Origin of the sequence: Parahoeflea alexandrii, assembly GCF_027214025.1 — a bacterium.
Lineage (GTDB): Bacteria > Pseudomonadota > Alphaproteobacteria > Rhizobiales > Rhizobiaceae > Hoeflea > Hoeflea alexandrii_A.
Map to the genome: position 1 here is coordinate 262,308 of NZ_JAPWHB010000001.1, position 21,450 is coordinate 283,757.

At 63.2% G+C, this 21,450-nt stretch carries 22 protein-coding genes and 1 pseudogene; 4 read left to right on the plus strand and 19 right to left on the minus strand.

Annotation, left to right across the window (positions count from 1 at the left end; genetic code table 11):
- Positions 1-3: 3 nt before the first annotated feature.
- Positions 4-1,113, minus strand: a complete 1,110-nt coding sequence (locus O4H62_RS01290) for a two-component system sensor histidine kinase NtrB (protein WP_269386261.1) — start codon at positions 1,111-1,113, stop codon at positions 4-6.
- Between the two features lie 50 nt (positions 1,114-1,163).
- Positions 1,164-2,177 (minus strand): tRNA dihydrouridine synthase DusB, encoded by a 1,014-nt coding sequence (dusB, locus tag O4H62_RS01295; protein ID WP_269385342.1) that lies wholly within the window; start codon positions 2,175-2,177, stop codon positions 1,164-1,166.
- 206 nt (positions 2,178-2,383) lie between these two features.
- Here dusB and ispF point away from each other — a divergent pair.
- Together ispF and O4H62_RS01305 are read left to right on the plus strand one after the other, a co-directional pair.
- Positions 2,384-2,878, plus strand: a pseudogene (ispF, locus tag O4H62_RS01300) (2-C-methyl-D-erythritol 2,4-cyclodiphosphate synthase); the annotation flags it as partial.
- 38 nt (positions 2,879-2,916) lie between these two features.
- Positions 2,917-3,444, plus strand: coding sequence for a CinA family protein (locus O4H62_RS01305; protein WP_269386262.1), 528 nt, complete (start codon positions 2,917-2,919; stop codon positions 3,442-3,444).
- Here the strand turns inward: O4H62_RS01305 and O4H62_RS01310 are convergent.
- The 14 genes from O4H62_RS01310 to eno form a co-directional block, all read right to left on the minus strand.
- Entirely contained in the window at positions 3,420-3,881 is a 462-nt protein-coding gene (locus O4H62_RS01310) for a type II toxin-antitoxin system RatA family toxin (protein WP_269385343.1), read from the minus strand. The two genes, O4H62_RS01305 and O4H62_RS01310, sit on opposite strands and share 25 nt — an antisense overlap.
- A 9-nt stretch (positions 3,882-3,890) precedes the next feature.
- Positions 3,891-4,259, minus strand: coding sequence for a hypothetical protein (locus O4H62_RS01315; RefSeq protein WP_269385344.1), 369 nt, complete (start codon positions 4,257-4,259; stop codon positions 3,891-3,893).
- A gap of 269 nt (positions 4,260-4,528) precedes the next feature.
- Positions 4,529-5,500, minus strand: a complete 972-nt coding sequence (gene lipA, locus O4H62_RS01320; RefSeq protein WP_269385345.1) for a lipoyl synthase — start codon at positions 5,498-5,500, stop codon at positions 4,529-4,531.
- Positions 5,501-5,528: 28 nt separating this feature from the next.
- Positions 5,529-5,804, minus strand: coding sequence for a GlsB/YeaQ/YmgE family stress response membrane protein (locus O4H62_RS01325; protein WP_269386263.1), 276 nt, complete (start codon positions 5,802-5,804; stop codon positions 5,529-5,531).
- A 2-nt stretch (positions 5,805-5,806) separates the two neighbouring features.
- Entirely contained in the window at positions 5,807-6,022 is a 216-nt protein-coding gene (locus O4H62_RS01330) for a hypothetical protein (protein WP_269385346.1), read from the minus strand.
- A gap of 32 nt (positions 6,023-6,054) precedes the next feature.
- Positions 6,055-7,500, minus strand: coding sequence for a dihydrolipoyl dehydrogenase (gene lpdA / locus O4H62_RS01335; RefSeq protein WP_269385347.1), 1,446 nt, complete (start codon positions 7,498-7,500; stop codon positions 6,055-6,057).
- Positions 7,501-7,575: 75 nt separating this feature from the next.
- Positions 7,576-7,812: a YdcH family protein gene (locus O4H62_RS01340; RefSeq protein WP_269385348.1), complete on the minus strand. Its 237-nt coding sequence runs from the start codon at positions 7,810-7,812 to the stop codon at positions 7,576-7,578.
- An 87-nt stretch (positions 7,813-7,899) separates the two neighbouring features.
- The gene (locus O4H62_RS01345; RefSeq protein ID WP_269385349.1) at positions 7,900-8,538 is read right to left on the minus strand and encodes an SGNH/GDSL hydrolase family protein; all 639 of its coding nucleotides are present in this window, start codon (positions 8,536-8,538) and stop codon (positions 7,900-7,902) included.
- A 7-nt stretch (positions 8,539-8,545) separates the two neighbouring features.
- Positions 8,546-9,100: an HdeD family acid-resistance protein gene (locus tag O4H62_RS01350; protein WP_269385350.1), complete on the minus strand. Its 555-nt coding sequence runs from the start codon at positions 9,098-9,100 to the stop codon at positions 8,546-8,548.
- Between the two features lie 45 nt (positions 9,101-9,145).
- Positions 9,146-10,510 carry a pyruvate dehydrogenase complex dihydrolipoamide acetyltransferase gene (locus O4H62_RS01355; RefSeq protein WP_269385351.1) on the minus strand — a complete coding sequence of 455 codons (1,365 nt, stop codon included), beginning with the start codon at positions 10,508-10,510 and terminating at the stop codon, positions 9,146-9,148.
- A gap of 15 nt (positions 10,511-10,525) precedes the next feature.
- A complete protein-coding gene (locus O4H62_RS01360) occupies positions 10,526-11,926 on the minus strand; it encodes a pyruvate dehydrogenase complex E1 component subunit beta (protein WP_269385352.1) in 1,401 nt (466 codons plus the stop codon).
- 14 nt (positions 11,927-11,940) lie between these two features.
- Positions 11,941-12,978: a pyruvate dehydrogenase (acetyl-transferring) E1 component subunit alpha gene (pdhA, locus tag O4H62_RS01365; protein WP_269385353.1), complete on the minus strand. Its 1,038-nt coding sequence runs from the start codon at positions 12,976-12,978 to the stop codon at positions 11,941-11,943.
- A 147-nt stretch (positions 12,979-13,125) separates the two neighbouring features.
- The gene (locus O4H62_RS01370; RefSeq protein WP_269385354.1) at positions 13,126-13,434 is read right to left on the minus strand and encodes an FtsB family cell division protein; all 309 of its coding nucleotides are present in this window, start codon (positions 13,432-13,434) and stop codon (positions 13,126-13,128) included.
- A gap of 166 nt (positions 13,435-13,600) precedes the next feature.
- Positions 13,601-14,875 carry a phosphopyruvate hydratase gene (eno, locus tag O4H62_RS01375; protein WP_269385355.1) on the minus strand — a complete coding sequence of 425 codons (1,275 nt, stop codon included), beginning with the start codon at positions 14,873-14,875 and terminating at the stop codon, positions 13,601-13,603.
- A gap of 996 nt (positions 14,876-15,871) precedes the next feature.
- On the opposite strand from eno, the gene O4H62_RS01380 reads away from it, so the two are divergent.
- On the plus strand, positions 15,872-17,854 hold the full coding sequence (locus O4H62_RS01380) for a methyl-accepting chemotaxis protein (protein ID WP_269385356.1): 1,983 nt from the start codon (positions 15,872-15,874) through the stop codon (positions 17,852-17,854).
- 91 nt (positions 17,855-17,945) lie between these two features.
- On the opposite strand, the gene kdsA is transcribed toward O4H62_RS01380, so the two are convergent.
- Together kdsA and O4H62_RS01390 are read right to left on the minus strand one after the other, a co-directional pair.
- On the minus strand, positions 17,946-18,782 hold the full coding sequence (kdsA, locus tag O4H62_RS01385) for a 3-deoxy-8-phosphooctulonate synthase (protein ID WP_269385357.1): 837 nt from the start codon (positions 18,780-18,782) through the stop codon (positions 17,946-17,948).
- Positions 18,779-19,672 (minus strand): VOC family protein, encoded by an 894-nt coding sequence (locus O4H62_RS01390; protein ID WP_269385358.1) that lies wholly within the window; start codon positions 19,670-19,672, stop codon positions 18,779-18,781. Before O4H62_RS01390 ends, kdsA begins: the two co-directional genes overlap by 4 nt.
- A 211-nt stretch (positions 19,673-19,883) precedes the next feature.
- Between O4H62_RS01390 and O4H62_RS01395 the strand changes: the two genes are divergently transcribed.
- Complete coding sequence (locus O4H62_RS01395; RefSeq protein WP_269385359.1) at positions 19,884-20,714, plus strand: D-alanyl-D-alanine carboxypeptidase family protein; 831 nt, start codon at positions 19,884-19,886, stop codon at positions 20,712-20,714.
- 91 nt (positions 20,715-20,805) lie between these two features.
- On the opposite strand, the gene O4H62_RS01400 is transcribed toward O4H62_RS01395, so the two are convergent.
- Positions 20,806-21,228 (minus strand): hypothetical protein, encoded by a 423-nt coding sequence (locus O4H62_RS01400; RefSeq protein ID WP_269385360.1) that lies wholly within the window; start codon positions 21,226-21,228, stop codon positions 20,806-20,808.
- Between the last annotated feature and the right edge of the window lie 222 nt (positions 21,229-21,450).

Below are 21,450 nucleotides of genomic sequence, written 5' to 3' on the forward strand. Positions count from 1 at the left end.
GGTTCAGTCCTTTTGTCCAGGAGCCCTGCCCTTGGGGGAGGCAATCGGCTTTATTGGCCGGCCGTCGGGCGAAACCGGCATCAGAATGCGGAAGGTAGTCTTGCGGCTCTGGCTGTCACACTCGACGATACCGCCATGGCCGCCGACTATTTTTGCGACCAGCGCCAGACCGAGGCCGGATCCGTTGGTCTTGGTGGTGATGAACGGATCGAACAGGTGCGAGACAAGATCGGCGGGCACGCCGGGGCCGTTGTCCTGCACGCAGAATTCGAGCGGCAGCGACACCTTTTCTCGGGTTCCGGCGACCGACAGCCGGATGCCGGGGCGGTAGGCCGTGGTCAGCACGATCTCGCCATCCGGATCGTCACCGATGGATTCGGCGGCGTTCTTGACCAGGTTGAGGAAGACCTGGACCAGCTGATCGCGATTGGCATAGACCGACGGCAGCGAGGGGTCGTAGAGCTCGACAAACCTGATCTTGCGGGCAAAGCCCGCCTTTGCGACGGCCTTGACGTGGTCGAGCACGGAATGGATGTTGACCGGCACCCGATCGACCGGACGCTCGTCAGAGAATATCTCCATGCGATCGACCAGCGAGACGATACGATCGGTTTCGTCGCGGATCAGCCGGGCAAGCGCGCGGTCCTCGTCGCCGACCGACATTTCGAGAAGCTGTGCCGCGCCGCGAATGCCCGACAGCGGGTTCTTGATTTCATGCGCCAGCATCGACGCCAGTCCGGTGACCGAGCGCGCAGCGGCACGATGGGTGAGCTGGCGGTCGATCTTGTCGGCCATCGAGCGTTCCTGGAAGACCACCACGACATTGCCGGGAAGCCCCGCCACCGGGGCGACGTAGAGATCGACGAGCTTGTCGCTGCCAAGCCGCGGCGAACTGAGATCGACCCGGTATTCGTTGACGGCGGCGCGGCGTTCGCGCACCTGCTCGATGAGTTCGAGCAGCGGGCTGCCGAAGGGAATGAAGGCATCGAGCTTGTGCCGGCCGAGATGGGCGGCACTGGCGGCAAAGAAGGATTCGGCTTCCCAGTTGGCAAAACAGACCACGCCGTCGGCGTCGACCATGATGACCGGGTGCTGGATGGCGTTGAGCACCATGCTGGCGGTGTCGGCATCGACGGCCGCGACCTGATCGGCAAGCTTCTCACTCACGCGGCACTCTCCATAATCGAGGGCGAAACGGCTGATTCGAGCGCATCGGTAAACAGCGCCAGGACCTCATCGGCGTTTGTCGAGGTCATCAGTCTCGCCTTCTGTGGCCCCGGCGTCTGCGGGGCGAGCGTTTCAAGGTACCAGCCGACATGCTTGCGGGCGTGGCGGATGCCGACATCGTCGCCGTAATGGGCGATCATCATCCGGTAGTGTTCCAGCGCCACGGCATTGCAGGCCGCCCGGTCAGCGGGAATGTCCGGGGAGCCGGCCAGTTCGCCGCAAATCCAGGGCTGACCTTGCGCCGCGCGGCCGATCATCACCGCATCCGCACCGGAGCGCCGCAGGCACTCGGCGATATCGGCGCGGGAAGTGACGTCGCCATTGGCGATCAGGGGGACCGTGATGGCATCGCGAACGCGGGCGATGGCATCCCAGTCGGCCGATCCCTTGTAGAACTGCATGCGGGTGCGGCCGTGAATGGTGATCATCTGCACGCCCGCGGCTTCGGCGCGGGCGGCAATATCCGGCGCGTTGAGCGTGTCGTGGTCCCAGCCCAGCCGCATCTTTAGCGTCACCGGGACCGAGACCGCCTTGACGGTTGCCTCGATGAGAGAAAGCGCATGGTCGGGATCGCGCATCAGCGCGGAACCGGAATAGCCGCCGGTCACCTTCTTGGCGGGGCAGCCCATGTTGATGTCGATCATGGCGGCGCCGGCATCCTCGGCGATGCGCGCCGCCTCACCCATCCAGCGGGCTTCGCGGCCGGCGAGCTGCACTACGTGCGGATCGATGCCGTCGCCGCGCAGGCGCGCATGCGATTCGGGATGGTCGATCACCAGTTCGCGGCTTGCCACCATCTCGGTGAAGACCAGCCCTGCCCCGTGCCGCCAGGCCAATTGCCGGAACGGCAGGTCGGAGATACCCGACAGCGGCGCCAGAAACACCCGGTTTCGCGCGGTCACCGGGCCAATCCGAAGCGGCTCATCCAATGGTGGGTCGAATTTATGCATGCGATTAGGGCAACTCTCCTTGTTGCCGCTTTTTTAGACAAATATGCCGGAGTTGCCAAGGCGAATTCACTCGCCAGTCGAGAAAAATGCAAAAGATCTTTTTTCCGGTTAACGCAAGCCCTAAACACGTCGTGAGCAAGCATGCCAACCCGCAAGCCCCGCCTCCGGAGGAGACACCCATGGCCGACCAGACATCCGCACTTGATCGATTGCCCGATGTGCGCACCGGCAACGGCTATGACGTGCACCGGCTGGTACCGGGCAGTTTCGTAACCCTGTGCGGCGTGGAAATCCCGCATGATCAGCGTCTTGACGGACATTCCGATGCGGATGTCGGCCTGCATGCGCTGACCGACGCGCTGCTGGCGACCTGCGCCGCCGGCGACATCGGCGACCATTTCCCGCCATCCGAACCGCAGTGGCGCGGCGCGGCGTCGGAGATCTTCCTTGCCCACGCGGCAGGCATCGTGCGCAAGGCCGGCGGCGTGATCATGAATGCCGATGTCTCGCTGATCGCGGAAGCGCCGAAGATCGGACCGCACCGGCTCGAAATGCGCCAGTCGCTTGCCCGTATTCTCGGCATCTCCGTCGACCGCTGCTCGGTGAAGGCGACGACCAACGAGATGATCGGGTTCATCGGCCGCCGCGAGGGCATCGCGGCGATCGCCACGGCGACCGTGGTGTTCGGAGAGCCGAAATGAGCGGCGAACCACAAAGCGAGGCGGCGATGCTTGAGGCGATGCACGCGGAGTGCCGGCGGCTAGCGCAGCAGATCGTCGATACGTTTCCGGCCCTGGGCGCGATGGTGGCGACGGCCGAATCCTGCACCGGCGGGCTGATCGCCGGCGCGATCACCGATATTGCCGGGTCTTCGACGGTGTTCGACCGGGGGTTCGTCACCTACTCGAACCAGGCCAAGCAGGACATGCTGGGCGTCCGGGAAACCACGCTTGCATCCTTCGGCGCGGTCTCGGCCCAGGTGGCGACGGAAATGGTGCTCGGCGCGCGGCGGCGCTCACGCGCGGACTTCGCTGTTTCGGTCACCGGTGTCGCCGGTCCCGGCGGCGGCTCGCCGCACAAGCCTGTCGGCCTGGTGTGGATGGGTCTGTCCGGCCCGGGCGACCTGACCAGCGCAGTCGAATTGCGCTGGGATCCTGCCTGGAGCCGCGACATGATCCGCGCGGCCACGGTGCGGGCCGCTCTTGAAGCGCTTATCGGCAGAGCGGCACTTGGTTCAGGCTCTCAGGAAACGCCGGGCTCGCCGTAGATTTCCCGGGCCCGCTTTTCAAACGCCTCGGCGAACATGCGGAAGGCGCGGTCGAACATCGACCCCATCAGCGCGCCGAGCACCCTGCTCTTGAATTCGTAATCAATGAAGAAGCGAACCTCGCAGCCGCCATTCCCGTGCGGCTCGAAGCGCCATTCATTGTTGAGATACTTGAACGGGCCGTCGAGATATTTGACATCGATGGCAAGCTCATCCGGCTTCAGCAGCACCTGGCTGGTGAAGGTCTCGCGGATCGCCTTGTAGCCCACGGTCATGTCAGCGATCAGCAGGGACTTGTCGTCGCCCTCCTTGCGCGAGCGGACACTGAGCGCCTCGCACAGCGGCAGGAATTCCGGGTAACATTCGACATCGGCGACCAGATCGAACATCTGGCGAGGGGAATGGGGAACCTTGCGAGTGGTCTGGTAAGTTGGCATGGAATGGAGCTAATCAACCGAAACGGTCATGGCAAGTAGTCGGGCGTTGTCTGACCGGGATTTCAACACGCAAACCGGAACATTCTGCCCAAATGCCGCAAGATTTCGTTCGATCTCCGGGCTTTCCGTCTTCTCGAAATTCCAGATGTAAGCAACGAAGTCGCGGCCCAGCCTTTCAGGGCAGCCATCTGCCATGTCAGGACGGGACCGGCCGCGAAATCGCAACCAGCGCGAGACCACGCCATAGAGCGACATCAGGCGCGGCGGACGCAGCCAGAGCACCAGATGGGTGCGCGGAAGGCGCAACGGCAGGGTGCCCGGACTTGTGCCATCAAGGATCCAGCGGTCCCGGGCCACGATATCCTGCAATTTTGCCATCGCATCCATCCGGGGCCGCAACTGCCACCCCGGCAACCAGAAAACTTCCCGGTCCATGGAAACATGAGGCAGGCTGAGACGCCCGGCCAGCTTTCGTGCAAGCGTGCTCTTGCCGCTTCCGGCACAGCCGATGACAAGCACCCGATCTGCCGTTTGCAAGCGTTCAGCCGCCTCGTCAACCGTGATTGAAATCGTCACGCCGCGTACCCGTACTAAGGCTCCCGCCAACGGGTCCGATGGCGGGAATGAAAACAACCGGCTCTGAATGTCTATTCGGCCGCGGACAGTGCTCTGGCGTCCCGGTTCGCCTTCAACCGCGCGAAATCATCGCCGGCGTGGTGCGAGGAGCGGGTCAGCGGGCTCGAGGAGACCATCAGGAAGCCCTTGGTGTAGGCGATTTTTTCGTAGCTCTTGAACTCGTCGGGCGTGACGTAGCTCATGACCTCGTGGTGCTTGCGGGTCGGCTGCAGGTACTGGCCGATGGTCATGAAGTCGACATCGGCTGAGCGCAGATCGTCCATCAGCTGCAGCACCTCGTTGCGCTCCTCGCCAAGGCCCACCATGATGCCCGACTTGGTGAACATCGTCGGATCGAGTTCCTTGACCCGCTGCAGCAGACGGAGCGAATGGAAATAACGCGCGCCGGGGCGGACGGTGAGATAATTGCCCGGCACGGTTTCGAGATTATGGTTGAAGACGTCCGGTTTGGCGGCCACGACGCGCTCAAGTGCGCCGGGCTTGCGCAGGAAATCCGGCGTCAGGATCTCGATGGTGGTTTCGGGTGACGCGGCGCGGATGGCCCAGATCACCTTTTCGAAATGCTCGGCGCCGCCGTCGTCGAGATCGTCGCGGTCGACCGAGGTGATGACCACGTGCTGCAAGCCCATCTGTCTGACGGCATTGGCGACGTTGTCGGGCTCGTTCGGATCGAGCGGGTTGGGCTTGCCGGTAATCACGTTGCAGAAGGCGCAGGCGCGGGTGCAGATCTCGCCCATGATCATGAAGGTGGCGTGCTTCTTGTCCCAGCATTCGCCGATATTCGGGCAGCCGGCCTCCTCGCAGACGGTGACGAGGTTGTTGTCCTTCACGATCGAGCGGGTTTCCTGGTAGCCCTTCGAGGTCGGCGCCTTGACGCGGATCCATTCGGGCTTGCGCTTGACCTCGGTGTCGGGCCGGTTCTGCTTTTCCGGATGCCGCACGCGCTTTGCGACCGGGGTTGTGGCGTCGAGAATGGTGACCATGATGCGGTCCTTTGCAAGCGTTGGTGGTTCAGCCGCGCTTCGTGCGTCCGAAGACCCAGAGGATCAGGAGCGCGCCGATGATGGCGACTACCAGATTTCCGGCAAATCCGTAGTAATTGATGTTGAGCACACCGGCGAGCGCGCTGCCGACGAACGAGCCACCGATGCCGACGAGCATGTTGGTGAACAGCCCGTGGTCGCGGTTCATGGCGCGTTCGGCGACATAGCCGGCAATCAGGCCGACCAGCAGCAGACCGAAGAACCCGAGCCCCGGCATGGCCAGAAACCCCATCTGATGTTCCATCATCATCGTCTGTCTCCTTTTGCCGCGGCGTGCAGCGCCCGCATGATCAACCAGAATGTAAGACCGAGCAGCAGCCCCATCAATGCCAGGACGACGGATACCGCCGCGATTCCCGCCAGTCCTTCAAGGTGGAGCGTCCCGAACTCGACCGCGCCGCGGCCGCGAAGGGCGGCAAGACCCGCCAGAGCACCCAGACCTGCTCCGCCAACGGCTGGCATCACAACGATCCGAGGCAACCGGCGAAAGCCGGTCACGCGTTCAATGCCCGCCCATAGGCGTCGAGTACGCTTTCCTTCAGCGTCTCCGAGATCGTCGGATGCGGGAAGATGGTGTGCATCAGCTCTTCCTCGGTGGTCTCCAAGTTCATCGCCACCACAAAGCCCTGGATCAGCTCGGTGACTTCGGCGCCGACAAGATGCGCGCCCAAAAGCTCGCCGGTCTTCTTGTCGAAGATGGTCTTGACCATGCCCTGGTCCTCGCCCAGCGCAATCGCCTTGCCGTTGGCGACGAAGGGGAAACGGCCGACGCGGATGTCGCGGCCCTGTTCCTTGGCCTTCGCCTCGGTCAGGCCGACTGAAGCCACCTGCGGATTGCAATAGGTGCAGCCGGGGATCTTGAGCTTGTCCATCGGGTGAACGTTCGGCAGGCCGGCGATCTTCTCGACGCAGATGACGGCTTCGTGCTCGGCCTTGTGGGCCAGCATCGGCGGACCGGCGACATCGCCGATGGCGTAGATGCCGGGCACGTTGGTCTTGCCGTAGCCGTCGATGACGATGCAGCCGCGATCGGTCTTCACACCAAGCGTTTCCAGACCGATGTTCTCGATGTTGCCCTGCACGCCAACGGCCGAAATCATCCGGTCGGCGGTGATCTTCTCGACCTTGCCGTCTTTGAGCTCGACATGCGCGGTGATCGAATCAGCGCCCTTCTCGACCTTGGTGACCTTGGCCTCGAGCAGGATCTTCATGCCCTGCTTGTCGAACTGCTTCTTGGCGAAGGCGGAGATTTCCGCGTCCTCGACCGGCATCACGGTCTTCATCACCTCGACCACGGTCACGTCGACACCCATGGTGCGGTAGAAGGAGGCGAACTCGATGCCGATGGCGCCGGAGCCCATGACCAGCAGCGATTTCGGCATCTTCTCGGGCTTCATCGCCTCGAAATAGGTCCAGATCAGCTTGCCGTCGGGCTCGATGCCCGGAAGCGCGCGGGGACGGGCGCCGGTGGCGACGATGATGTGCTTGGCGGTGTAGGTGCCCTCGCCCAGCGTGTTCTTCGGGATCGGGCCCTGCGGCTCGACGATCTTCTTGGTGGTCTTGGCAACGACGATCTCGCCCGGCTTGGTGAGTTTCGCCTCGCCCCAGATGACGTCGACCTTGTTCTTCTTCATCAGGAAGCCGACGCCGCCATTCATCCGCTCGGCAATGCCGCGCGAGCGCTTGACGATGGCTTCGATATCGGGCGTTACGCTGCCTTCGAGCTTGAGGCCGTAATTCTTGGCGTGTTCGGACAGATGCAGCACCTCCGCCGAGCGCAGCAGCGCCTTGGTCGGGATGCAGCCCCAGTTCGAGCAGATGCCGGCCAGGTGCTCGCGTTCGACCACGGCGGTCTTCAGGCCGAGCTGGGCGGCGCGGATGGCCGCTATATAGCCGCCGGGGCCGGAACCGATGATGATCACGTCGTAAGTGTTTGACACGCCTCGTCTCCTCTTAGTCAGGGCGGACGGATCAACGCCCGCCCTGCCAGCTGTCCGGGGCGCGTCGGGGCTTCGTCAGCCCGCCAGCATCCCGTAGATTTCGTCCTTGAGCTTCAGGCGCTCCTTGCGCATCGATTCCATGTTGAAATCGTCCGTCGGCTCAATGTTCGTTTCGGCGCGGTGAATGGCCCGGTTGATGTCGTGATACGCATCGAAGAGTTTGGCGAAATGGGCGTCGCCCTGTTTCAACTCATGCATTTTCGCGACGTGTTCGGGAAATTCCTCCGCCAGTTCGTGGGGCGTATTCGACATCAATCATCTCCTCGTTGGTTGGGTGATGACTGCACTCTATCCGCCCGAAGCCATTGTTCTCCTTGACCTTGGTCAATTGCTCCAAATTCAGTGTCCCAGCAGCAGCCGCGCCACCGGCGACAGTCCGCGGCCGATGGCGCGGGTGTTCCTGGCGTCGAGATGCACCCCGTCGATTGCCGAGCATTCGGCCACGGAACCTGCATCGAAGAAACCCGCTCCCATCTCGTCCGCCAGATCGGCATAGAACGAGGCGAGCATTGCCGACTGCTCTACACCGCCCTCGAACATCGCTCCGAAATCCGGGTCGGCGGTTTCCACCAGCGGCGGCGGCGCCACGACGAGTGTCTGCGGCACATCCTGCTCAACCGGCCAGGCGTGCAGCCGGATCAGCTGCAAGAGCCTCCGGATCCCCTTGGACGCCGCATGCGCCGTGCCCGCGACCGCCGGCTTCATGTCGTTGGAGCCGAGCATTATGATCACAAGATCGAGCGGCGCATGGGCGTGCAGCGCTGTCGGCAGCGTGCGCGTGGCGTTGCGGTCGCAATCGCCGGTGTAATCGTCAAACGCCGTGGTGCGGCCATTCAGCCCGTCGGCGACGACGTGGACGCCCTCACCCAGGCTTGCCGCCAGTGCCGATGGCCAGCGGTCTTCGAGCGCGTGCCGCGACCGGGTTTCCGGGTCGTAGCCCCAGGTCAGACTGTCGCCGTAGCAGAGGACGGTTTTCATATGCCGCTCACCGCATTTCACCCAGCTTGCGCAGGCCCAGAGCCACGAACAGGAACAGCACACCGTTCGACACCAGTTCGATGCCGAGCAGCAGGCCGAGGATGGTGGTCGCAGTTGCCGGCAGTCCGGCAAGGATCATAACCCCGAGCACCACCGAAACCAAGCCGGAGGCCAGCACCCAGATCCAGCCGTCGAGCGGCCTGAGCGCGAGCGCAAACATGGTCTTGGCGACACCGGTCGCCAGGAACAGCACCGCGACCAGGAGCGTCAGCGGAATGGCGCCGGCCAACGGGTCGGCGACCAGCACGATGCCGACCAGCAGTGAAAGCACGCCGATGCCGAGCGACCAGAGGAAGCCGGTCCAGTCGCGGACGCGAAACGCGTGGAAGACCTGGATGATGCCCTGGATCAGGAACACCCAGCCTGCCAGCGTCACGGCAAAGATGGTGGCGCCGAACGGATTGGTGAGCGCGAGGAAACCGCCCACGATGCAGATGGCGGCGAGGACCGCCATCCAGGTCCAGGTCTTGCCGAAGTTCTCGTTCACACCATTGTCAGCCATTTGCCGCGTCCCTTAGCGTTGATCGTCACTTCTCCCGGAGCAGTCTCAGACCAGCATTCCCATCGGGTTCTCGATGTAGCCCTTGAAGGCTGCGAGCAATTCCGCCCCCAGCGCACCGTCGACGGCACGGTGGTCGGTCGACAAGGTGACGCTCATCACCGTGGCGATCGCAAGCGCTCCGTCCTTGACGACGGCACGCTGTTCGCCCGCTCCGACGGCGAGGATGGTCGCATGCGGCGGGTTGATGACGGCGGCAAAATCCTTGACGCCCATCATGCCCATGTTGGAGACCGACGAGGTTCCGCCCTGGTATTCCTCGGGCTTGAGCTTGCGGTCCTTGGCGCGCTTGCCGAGGTCCTTCATCTCGTTGGAAATCGCCGACAGCGTCTTGAGCTCGGCCGAGCGGATGATCGGGGTGATCAGGCCGCCGGGAATGGAGACGGCGACGCCGACATCGGAATGCTTGTGCATCACCATGTTCTCGTCGGTCCAGGACACGTTGGCATCGGGCACGTCGCGCAATGCGAGCGCCAGCGCCTTGATCACCATGTCGTTGACCGAGAGCTTGTAGGCGGGCTTGTCGTCCTTGAGCGGCGCCGCCTTGTTGAGCTCGGAGCGCAGCTTGAGCAGCGCATCGAGTTCGCAATCCACCGTGACGTAGAAATGCGGGATCGTCTGCTTGGATTCCTGCAGGCGGCGGGCGATGGTCTTGCGCATGCCGTCGTGCTTGACCAGCTCATAGGAGCCTTCGGCGAAGTTCTTCAGGACCGCGTCATCGGACATGCCCTTTGGTGCTGCGGCAGGAGCAGCGGACGCAGCAGCCTGCGGCGCGGCTTCGGCGGCCGGCGCCTTGCCGGTGCCCGAGGCGATCGCGGCTTCGACGTCCTTCTTGACGACACGGCCATGGGGGCCGGAGCCGGAAATCGCCGAGACGTCGACGCCGGCTTCCTTGGCGATGCGTCGGGCCAGCGGCGAGGAGAAGGTGCGCTCGCCCGAAGCCGCGACCGGCGCCGGAGGGGCTGCGGGTGCTGCCGGATTCTGATCACGTATCGGCTTGTTGTCCGGTGTCGGCGCCGCGTCAGCCTTGGCGGCTTCGGCCTTCGGGGCTTCTGCGGCAGCAGGCGCCGGAGCGTCTCCACCGCCCTTGGCCGCATCGTCAACGCTTTCGCCGTCGGCGGCAAGGATGGCGATCAGGGCATTGACCTTGACGCCTTCGGTGCCGGCGGGAACCACGATCCTGGCGACGGTGCCTTCATCGACGGCTTCGACTTCCATCGTCGCCTTGTCGGTCTCGATCTCGGCGATCACGTCGCCGGGGCCAACCTTGTCACCTTCCTTGACCAGCCATTTGGCGAGGTTGCCCTCCTCCATGGTCGGCGACAGGGCGGGCATTGTGATGTTGATAGGCATCTGACAGTCCTCCCGTTAAGCGGTGTAGGTGACGGCTTTGACCGCATCGACGATCTCCGCGACGTTCGGCAGCGCCAGTTTCTCGAGGTTTGCTGCGTAGGGCATCGGAACATCCTTGCCCGCGATCGTGATGATCGGCGCGTCGAGATAATCGAACGCCTGTTGCTGCACGCGCGTGGCGATCTCGGTGCCGACGGAGGACTGCGGATAGCCTTCCTCGACGGTGACCAGGCGGCCGGTCTTCTTGACGCTTTCGATCACGGTCGGCAGATCCATCGGGCGGATGGTGCGCAGATCGATCAACTCGACATCGATACCCATGCCGGAGAGTTCCTCGACCGCCTTGACGGCGTAGCTCATGCCGATACCGAAGGAGACGATGGTGACGTCCTTGCCCTGCTTGTGGATCCGGGCCTTGCCGATCGGCAGCACGAAATCATCCATCTTCGGCACATCGAAGGAGTGGCCGTAAAGGATCTCGTTTTCGAGAAAGATCACCGGGTTCGGGTCGCGTATCGCGGCCTTGAGCAGGCCCTTGGCGTCGGCCGCCGTATAGGGCATCACCACCTTGAGGCCGGGTATGTGGCTGTACCAGGCGGCATAGCACTGCGAGTGCTGGGCGCCGACGCGGGCAGCCGCGCCATTGGCGCCGCGGAAGACGATCGGCGCGCCCATCTGGCCGCCCGACATGTAAAGCGTCTTGGCGGCGGAGTTGATGATCTGATCGATCGCCTGCATGGCGAAGTTGAAGGTCATGAACTCGACGATGGGGCGAAGGCCGGCCATCGACGCACCAACGCCGATGCCCGTAAACCCGTGCTCGGTGATCGGGGTGTCGACGACGCGGCGCGGGCCGAATTCCTGCAGCAGGCCCTGGCTGATCTTGTAGGCGCCCTGGTATTCGGCAACCTCCTCGCCCATGAGGAAGACGTCCTCGTTGGCGCGCATTTCCTCGGCCATGGCGTCGCGCAGCGCTTCGCGCACGGTGGTCGGCACCATTTCGGTGCCCGCCGGGATCGCCGGGTCGGCGGCCGCGGTGTTTTCAACCGGAGCCTTGGGAGCGGCCGGCACCGAGGCCGGGGCTTCGGATTTGGCTTCTTCCTTCGGGGCGGTCGCAGCCGGCTCGGGCGCCGGCTCGGCCTTCTTCGTCGAGCCGATGTCGGAGGCGCTTTCGCCCTCTTCCAAGAGCACGGCGATGACGGCGTTGACCTTGACGTTCTCAGTGCCGGCAGGGACGACGATCTTGCCGATCTTGCCCTCGTCGACAGCTTCGACTTCCATCGTCGCCTTGTCGGTTTCGATTTCGGCGATCACGTCGCCGGCGGCGACGGAGTCACCCTCGTTCTTGAGCCATTTCGACAGCGTGCCCTCTTCCATGGTCGGGGACAGCGCAGGCATCAGGATATCAATCGGCATGGTGGTCCCTCCCCTTACAGCAGAATGTCGGTGTAGAGCTCGGATGCATCCGGCTCCGGATTGTTCTGGGCGAAGTCGGCCGAGTCCGCCACGATATCCCGCACCTTCTTGTCGATGGCCTTGAGATCGTCCTCCGTGGCGTGCTTGAGCTCGAGCATGCGCGCCTTGACCTGTTCGATCGGGTCGTGCTCGGAGCGCATCTTCTGGACTTCGTCCTTGGAGCGGTATTTCGCAGGATCGGACATCGAGTGGCCGCGGTAGCGGTAGGTCAGCATCTCGAGGATGATCGGGCCCTTGCCGGAGCGGCAATAGGCGACAGCCTCGACGGCGGCGGCGTGAACCGCGCGCACGTCCATGCCGTCGACCTGGTGGCCCGGGATGCCGAAGGAGTTGCCGCGCAGCGAGAAGTTCGACTGGGCCGACGAGCGCGCCGTCGACGTGCCCATGGCGTAACGGTTGTTCTCGACGATATAGATGACCGGCAGCTTCCAGAGTGCGGCCATGTTGAAGCTCTCGTAGACCTGGCCCTGATTGGCGGCACCGTCGCCGAAATAGGCGACCGAGACGCTGTCATTGCCGCGGTACTTGTTGGCAAAGGCGAGACCCGTACCGAGCGAAACCTGGGCGCCGACGATGCCGTGCCCGCCGTAGAAATCCTTCTCCTTGGAGAACATGTGCATCGAGCCGCCCTTGCCGCGGGAGTAGCCTCCCTGGCGGCCTGTCAGCTCGGCCATGACGCCGCGCGCTTCCATACCCTTGGCCAGCATGTGGCCGTGATCGCGATAGCCGGTGATGACCTGGTCGCCATCCTTCAAAGCCATCTGCATGCCGACAACGACGGCTTCCTGGCCGATATAGAGGTGACAGAAGCCGCCGATGAAGCCCATGCCGTAAAGCTGGCCGGCCTTTTCCTCAAAGCGGCGGATGAGAAGCATCTCGCGATAGGCCTCGAGTTCGGTCGCCTTGTCGAATTCGGTGATTCCGCCGCTCAGCCCGCTCTTTTCAGCGGGTTTCTTGCGGGATGCGGCTGTGGTGCTTTTGCGTGGCGCCATGTCATCCTCCCAGTGGTCATGTTGAGTTGACCATAGGGAAATTGCGGTCCATCAGCAAGCGCATAAACGCATAGCTGATATTCCTGTCACGGCATTGTTTTTATTGACATTTCTTAATGTTAACCGGAGTCCAGTTAACTGTCTAAATCAGTTGAAATAGACGACCTCGTCCTCGCGGGCGACATTCAACAGCGCCCGCGCCCGCTCGTCCAGCATGTCGGCCTCAACCGCACCGTCGCTCAACAGCATGACCTTGCGTTCGAGATGTTGCCTGCGTTCGGTCAAGGTTGCAAGGCGTTCGGACAATTCGACACGGCGGATCTCAAGCGCCTCGGCCGAATTGAGACCATAGGCACCTGACCAGGAATGAAACCCAAAATAGGTAAAACAGGCAGCCGAGAGTACCGGAACGACCCAACGGCCCCAGACTCGCTGCTTTCTAAACTGTGTCCGCATTCGAAAAACGCCTTACCCCTGCGAGTGGGCGAGAATGACAGCCCAAGCTTAATTTAGCGTTAGCCGGTCGCGCGAATTGCTGCACTGCATGCAAAAGCCCGCATTTTCATGCGGGCTTCCGACGTGTCCTGGCGCCCGCCTGTGCGGGCATCATGGCGGCAATACGTTATCCGCGCAGCACCGAGGCGCCGGCATAGGCGGCTTCGACGCCCAGCTCTTCCTCGATGCGGATGAGCTGGTTGTACTTGGCGAGCCGGTCGGAGCGCGACAGCGAGCCGGTCTTGATCTGTCCGCAATTGGTGGCGACCGCCAGATCGGCAATGGTCGAGTCCTCGGTCTCGCCCGAACGGTGGCTCATTACCGCGGTGTAGCGCGCCTTGTGGGCGGTCTCGACCGCGTCCAGCGTCTCCGACAGCGTGCCGATCTGGTTGACCTTGACCAGGATCGAATTGGCCACCCCCATCTTGATGCCGTCGCGCAGCCGCGCCGAGTTGGTGACGAACAGGTCGTCACCGACCAGCTGGCACTTGTCGCCGATCTTGTCGGTCAGCGCCTTCCAGCCGTCCCAGTCATCCTCGCCCATGCCGTCCTCGATCGAGATGATCGGGTACTTTGCCTGCAGTTCGGCGAGATAGTCGGCCATGGCCTCAGGCTCGAGCGAGCGCCCCTCGCCTTCCAGCTCGTACTTGCCGTTCTTGAAGAACTCGGTGGCGGCACAATCGAGCGCAAGATGAATGTCCTCGCCCGGACGGTAGCCGGCCTTTTCGATCGACTTCATGATGAAATCGAGCGCATCGGGCGCGCTCTTGAGATCGGGCGCAAAACCGCCTTCATCGCCGACATTGGTGTTGTGGCCGCCGGCGGCGAGTTCCTTCTTGAGGGTGTGGAAGACTTCCGAGCCCATGCGCACTGCGTCGCGCAGCGTGTCGGCGCCGACCGGCATGATCATGAATTCCTGAAAGTCGATCGGGTTGTCGGCGTGCGCCCCGCCATTGATGATGTTCATCATCGGAACGGGAAGCAGGCGCGCATTGGCGCCGCCGACATAGCGGTAGAGCGGCAGGCCGCTCGATTGCGCGGCGGCGCGGGCGGCAGCGAGCGAGACGCCGAGAATGGCATTGGCGCCGAGCTTGCTCTTGTTCGCAGTGCCGTCGAGCGAGATCATCGCCTTGTCGAGCGCGATCTGGCCCTCGGCATCCATGCCGCAGATAGCGTCGCGCAGCGCGCCATTGACGGCGGCAACGGCCTTTTCGACGCCCTTGCCGAGGTAACGGCCGCCGCCATCGCGCAGCTCAACGGCTTCGTGCGCCCCGGTGGACGCGCCGGACGGCACCATCGCGCGCCCCATGGAGCCGTCCTCGAGATGCACATCCACTTCCACGGTGGGATTTCCGCGGCTGTCGAGAACTTCCCGTCCGACAATATCGATAATGGCGGTCATGGTGATTTTCCTTCTTGAGAGGCTGGGCCTGGGATTCAAGTGCCGCCGGGCGGCGTTGCGCCGTCTTACCGCACTGCGCTGAAAAATCAATTGCGGGCGCAGCCTGGAAGCTGACGATGGCATCGGAATACGCACTGTCGCAACGCAGCGCCGGTCGACCGAGGCAGTCTATCTCGAGGACCTCGCCGGGCGCCTCAAGACCAACGCCGCAGCGCGAGCCGCACCATTTGTGAAGGGACCGGTTGCCGTCCATTTCCACTGGCCAACGAGGCACAGCAGCTGGCGCTGACGGCAGGGCTGAACCACGTCCCAATTCACATCTCGATGATACGACGGAAGCCGCCGCCGGGGACAAGCCGGTGGCCTGTGTGCATGGCGCTTCGACCAGGCTGGCCGAAGCCGCCGCATTTGATTGAAAGCATTTCATGCATAAAGCATACTTCATTAACTAAGGAAAGTTTATCAATTGGCATCCGCAACGGAAGACGTGCTATTTCAAGCGTGTAATGCCCTGGAGCGAGGCCCCCAATCCGCCAGCTTCCCGCAGACCAATGATCGCGTTGTGAATTTTTCACGAACACCGACCAGGCCAAATTTCGCAGCCCTTTGAAAAGCTTCCGTTAATTTATCAGTAACCGCTCATACTCTAGGGTGGCGATGTCGACAGGGCTTAAGGGCATCATGCCCGCCGCATGATACGGCGGGCTGATGGAATGATTCCGCACCCATAACCCCAATCCGGAATCCGGTTTTCAAGGAAACTGCATGCCATCCGCCCGCATACCCATCACAGCACAGGCCGACTGCCAGGCCGGCGCGATTACCCGCCGCCTGCAGCGCGCCCCCAACATTGCGCGGTCGCGCATCAACGCCGGCCGGCGTGACCATCGATCAGCAAGAGCGGACCGACAGGTCCACCGGGCGGCATTGGTTGCCGCGCAGCAAATCCACCTGTTTTACATTCTGCAGTCATAACGAGCATATCGGAGCCCTGAAGTGCGTATTACCGACCTAAAACTCGGCCGTGCCTTGCCTTTCGCAATAGCGGCGCTGATCGCGACCAATCTCGCGGCCATCGGTTATGCCGATTACATGATCATCGATCTCGCCAAGAGCAGCCACGAACTGGCCAGCGACACCAAGACAAGCGACAAGCTGATCACCGAACTGGCGGTGCTGACCAAGGGCATCGAACTCGACATCGTGTCGACCCAAGAAGCGCTGACCGATGTTTCGGCCACGCGGGGCATGGACGGTCTGGATGACGGGTTCGCCCTGGCCGAAGAGGCCGCGCAAGAGCTGAGCACAAAGGCACAGCGGGTTGTCGAGATCGGAGACAGCCTCAACAATCCGGCCTTGCGCACGGCCATTAAGTCGCTGAAAGAGCAGTATGCGGTCTTCCTTGCTGCCGGCATCGAGATGGCCCAGGCCTATGTCGCCGGCGGTCCGGCGGAGGGCAACAAGCTGATGGGATCGTTCGACCAGGTGGCGGACAATCTGCAGAAGGAAATCGAAAAGTCTTCGACCGCCGTCGAAGCGGCACAGGCCCAGATCGAAGCCGAAACCGCCAGCCGGATTGAAACCATGAATGCCGATGCCGACAAGTCGGTGGTTGCCGGAACTGTTTTCGCTGCGTTGGCACTGGCTCTGGGACTTGCCCTGATGGTCTATGTGTCGCGCAAGGTCATCCGTCCGCTCACCGACATGAAGGACTACATGGGCAAGCTGGCGGCCGGCGACTATTCCGATGAGGTGCCGCATGCCGAGCGCAAGGACGAGATCGGCGAGATGGCGCAATCGGTGGCCTATTTCCGCGAAGCCGCGATGGAACGGAAGTCGGCGCGAGCCCGCTCCGAAGCCGAGCAGGCCGAGATCAAGCGGCTCGAGCATGAAGCAGCCGAACGCCAGGCGGCCGAAGATACCGAGCGCGTCCGGGTCATCGAAGCGCTGACCACAGGGCTCGAGAACCTGTCTTCGGGCAACCTCGCCTATCGTATCGATGCGAATTTCGCGCCGGCCTACGAGAAGCTGCGCACGGAGTTCAACGCCGCGGTCGGATCGCTCAGCGAAACAATCGACGATATTTCTTCGACCACCGAAGCCGTGCGGCTCGCCTCCTCCGAAATCGGGGCTGCTTCGGACGACCTGTCCAAGCGCACCGAGCAGCAGGCGGCTTCGCTGGAAGAAACCGCGGCGGCGCTTGATGAAATCACCTCGACGGTGAAGAGCTCGTCGCAGCGCGCCGAGGAAGCCAGCCAGATGGTCGGTGCCGCCAAGACCGGTGCGGAGAAATCCGGAGCCGTGGTCAAGAACGCGATTTCGGCCATGGAGCGCATCGAGGAGTCGTCGAAGCAGATCAGCCAGATCATCTCAGTGATCGACGACATCGCCTTCCAGACCAACCTGCTGGCGCTCAATGCCGGGGTGGAAGCGGCGCGCGCAGGCGAAGCAGGCAAGGGATTCGCAGTGGTCGCCCAGGAAGTGCGCGAACTGGCCGGACGCTCGGCCAATGCGGCGAAAGAGATCAAGACGCTGATCGACACCTCCTCGACCCAGGTCGGCACCGGCGTGACGCTGGTCAACCAGACCGGCACGGCGCTCGGCGAGATCGAAAGCCAGGTCGGCAAGATCAACGAGCTGATCCAGTCGATCGTCACCGGCGCGCGCGAGCAGTCGACGGCACTGGCCGAGATCAACGCGGCGATCAACCAGATGGACCAGACCACGCAGCAGAACGCGGCGATGGTGGAAGAAACCAATGCGGCAACCCAGGGCCTGTCCAGCGAAGCGGTCAAGCTCGAGGGGCTGATGAGGCGTTTCACCACCGGCGGCCAGCCACGCCGGGCACCCGCCGTGGCCACGCCAGCTTCCAGACCGGCGCAGTATCCGGCAAGGGCGCTCGGCGCCAAGATCGCCTCGGCCTTCGGACGCGGCGGCGCGGCAACCGCCCGGAAGGAAGAGAGCTGGAGCGAGTTCTGAAACCATCGCCGATGATGACACGCAAAAGGCCGCCGGGGACAAACCCGGCGGCCTTTTTGTGTTCAGCCTTGCGTCAAAGCGTGATGGCCGATCAGCGCTTGGCGACCGCGTCAAACGCCATCAGGGTTTCGAGCAGCCTCGGCAGCTCCTTGAGCGGGATCATGTTGGGGCCGTCGGAGGAGGTGGAATTGTCCGGATCCTCATGCGTCTCGATGAACACACCGGCAATGCCGACGGCGACGGCCGCACGGGCCAGCGTCTCGACGAAACGGCGCTCGCCACCCGAGGTGGTCCCCTGCCCGCCGGGCTGCTGCACCGAATGGGTGGCGTCAAAGATCACCGGTGCGCCCATGTCGGCCATGATCGGCAGGGCGCGCATGTCGCTGACCAGCGTGTTGTAGCCGAAGGAGGCGCCGCGTTCGGTGAGCAGCACGTTGGCATTGCCCGAGCCGGTGATCTTGCCGAGCACGTTCTTCATGTCCCAGGGGGCGAGGAACTGGCCCTTCTTGACATTGATGACCTTGCCGGTCCTGGCGGCGGCGACCAGCAGGTCGGTCTGACGGCACAGGAAAGCCGGGATCTGCAGCACATCGACATGCGGGGCGACGATGGCGCATTGCTCCTCGCTGTGGATATCGGTGAGCACCGGAAGCCCCAGTTTCTCGCGCAACTCGTCAAAAACCGGCATCGCCGCATCGAGGCCGGCGCCGCGGGTGCTCGACAGCGAGGTGCGATTGGCCTTGTCGTAGCTCGATTTGTAGACGAGCCCGATGCCGAGCCCTTCGCACAGCTCCTTCAGCGCGCCCGCCATCTGGAAGGCATGATCGCGGGATTCGAACTGGCAGGGACCGGCGATCAGGGTCAGCGGCCTGGCATTGTCGAAGATTGCGTTGCCGACCGCGACGGTCGCATTGGGCTTATGGATCATCGGATTTCCTCGAAGCAGTAGCAGACGCCCTGGCCCGGAGCCGGGTCGACGATCAGCCGGCCGGCCACCTGGCGGGCGGTGACGTTGTTTTTCAGGAACAGCGCCGCGAGCGCCTGCAGATCCCTGACCCGGTAGACCACGGCGCGGCCGAGAAGACCGCGTTCGCGCGACGGATCGACGATGCCCAGATGGGTTTCGAGCCCGGCCTTGTTGAAGACGGTGACCGTGGCGCCGTCGAGCTCGACCGACATGCCGAAGGAGTTGGCGTCAACCTCGCGGTTGCAGGCAAGCTCCTGGATGAAATACTGGAAATCAGTCGGGTTGGGTTCAGACAGGATGATTTCGGCAATACCTTCCACACCGTTTGGATGCGCCGTCAGCGCGGACCGGTCGGCGGAGGGGACATTGATGCGCTCGACGGCGAAGCCGAAGAAATCCGGCGAGCGCAGATCGCCCGCGAATGACAGCTCGAAGCTTGCGGTCTGCTGCGAACCGTCGGGAAAGGTCATTGGCCGGGAAAAGGTGAGCATCTGGCCGCCGGACATGCCGAGCTCGACAAAACGGGCGTGATCGGCCTTGGCGTCCTTCGAGCCGACAACCATCGCACTGAAGCCATTTTCACCGCTGCGGAAGCGGTAGGCCTGGTCGCGGGCGACGAAGACATTGCCTTTGCGTGCAGCTTCCTCACACTCCTCGCGCGAGGCTATCGCCAGCGGCTCGAGATAGGTGCCGTCGGCGAAGAACACGCAGGCATTCTCTGTGCCGAAGGGATGGCGCGCATCGGCGGCGACGGTGAAGCCGAGGGCGGAATGGCGGGCCCGCGCGGTGTCGAGATCCTCGACCGGAAGCACGAGATGATCGAGGGGACGTGGGGTGCGCGGTGATGGCATCGGTGAGTTTACTCCGTTCGGCCCTCCCTTATCAGCAAGCCCGGACGGGGCGCAACCGCGCCCGGGCGCGGCGGGCCCCGCGACAAGTGGTTGCACCGGGAAAACGGTCTCACCCTTGCAGGAATCGCGCCCAGACGGTAATTGGTTAACGGGCTGAAAACGGGAGCTGGTTTTGACCGGGCTGATTACGGGCGCATGGCGCCGATGCCGCTTGTCTTTGAGTTTGATCGTGGTGATGGCCGTGGTTTCGGCCTGCGCCTCGACGGGCGGTTCCATCGAGGACAGCGTCGCGCCGATTGCGCCGACGACCGAGAAATACGCGGCCATCGTGGTCGACGCCAAGAGCGGCAAGATGCTCTACGGTGCCAATTCCAACGAGTTGCGCTATCCCGCCTCGCTGACCAAAATGATGACGCTGTACCTCCTGTTCGAGGCCATGGACCAGGGCCGCGTGGGCCGTACTGACCTCATTCCGATCTCGCACAACGCAGCTGCACGTCCGCCCTCCAAGCTCGGGCTGAAGGCGGGACAGTCGATCCCGGTCGACACCGCGATCCGGGTGCTGGTGGTCAAATCAGCCAATGATGTGGCAACCGCGGTGGCAGAATTCCTCGGCGGCGGCTCGGAAGCCCGCTTCGCCGAGATGATGACTACGAAAGCCCGCTCGCTCGGCATGAGCCGCACGACCTTCAGGAACGCTTCGGGCCTGCCCGATCCGAACCAGGTGACGACGGCAACCGACATGGCGCGGCTGTCGATCGCGCTGAGGCGCCAGTTCCCGCATTACTACGGCTATTTCGGCCAGACAGAGGTGACCGTCGCCGGCCGCACCATCAAGGGCCACAACAAGGCGATGGAGATGATCCCCGGTGCCGACGGGCTGAAGACCGGATACACCCGCGCGTCGGGCTTCAACCTCGCAACTTCCGTCAATCGCGGCGGCAAGTCGGTGGTCGGCGTGGTGATGGGCGAGAACACCGCCGAAATCCGCAATGCGCGGATGGCGCAGCTGATGTCGGCCTATGTGAAGAAAGCCCAGTAGCCCGTTCCTGCCTGGTTGGCACAGCGTCAAAATCGTCATGAATTCATATGAACGGTACCGTTCATAGTTCACGGGGCAGCAACGGGATGCGTCACGGCCCTACGCAGGAAATCCCGATCGGCGGCTCGTCCTCTATCTGCACGAAGCCGATCTGCACGGGCGCGGTGTCGTGATCGGCGCGCAGCAGCCGGATCGCCGCCACCCGCCGTGTCGCCTGATCGTCAACGAGATCGATACGAAAGACTTCGCCATCGTCATAAGCCTGGGCGATGGCGACCGGCTCGCCGGGCATGCCAGGTACCGTGGTGAAGTCGCGGCCGCCGACGGACAGCGAGACGGAATACACGTTCGGCACCGGGCCTGCGCCAAGAACAATGTCGATGCTCGAATCAAACTTCATGTCGGAGCAGGAAATCGAAACGGTGGCCCGGGCGGGGCCGGCAACCATCGATGCAAGAGCCAATGCGAGCGCAGCAGTGGCAACGGGTCTTACGGGATGGGCGCGAACAGGCATCGTCTGATCCTCCAGGGGCGTGCGTTTCCGGTCCGGCGCGGCTACACATCGCGGAACACGATGCGGTCAGGGCGGGAACGTCACACGACAAGAGTGTCTCAGATTTACGGTTTCGCGGCAAGGGCGCATGAGGCAGCGCGCCCGCGCGGCAGACCGCCGGGATATGAGGGCAGGTAAAGTCTCCGGAGGGCCGCGCGCAGGCTGTGCCGTTCAGAAGATGGA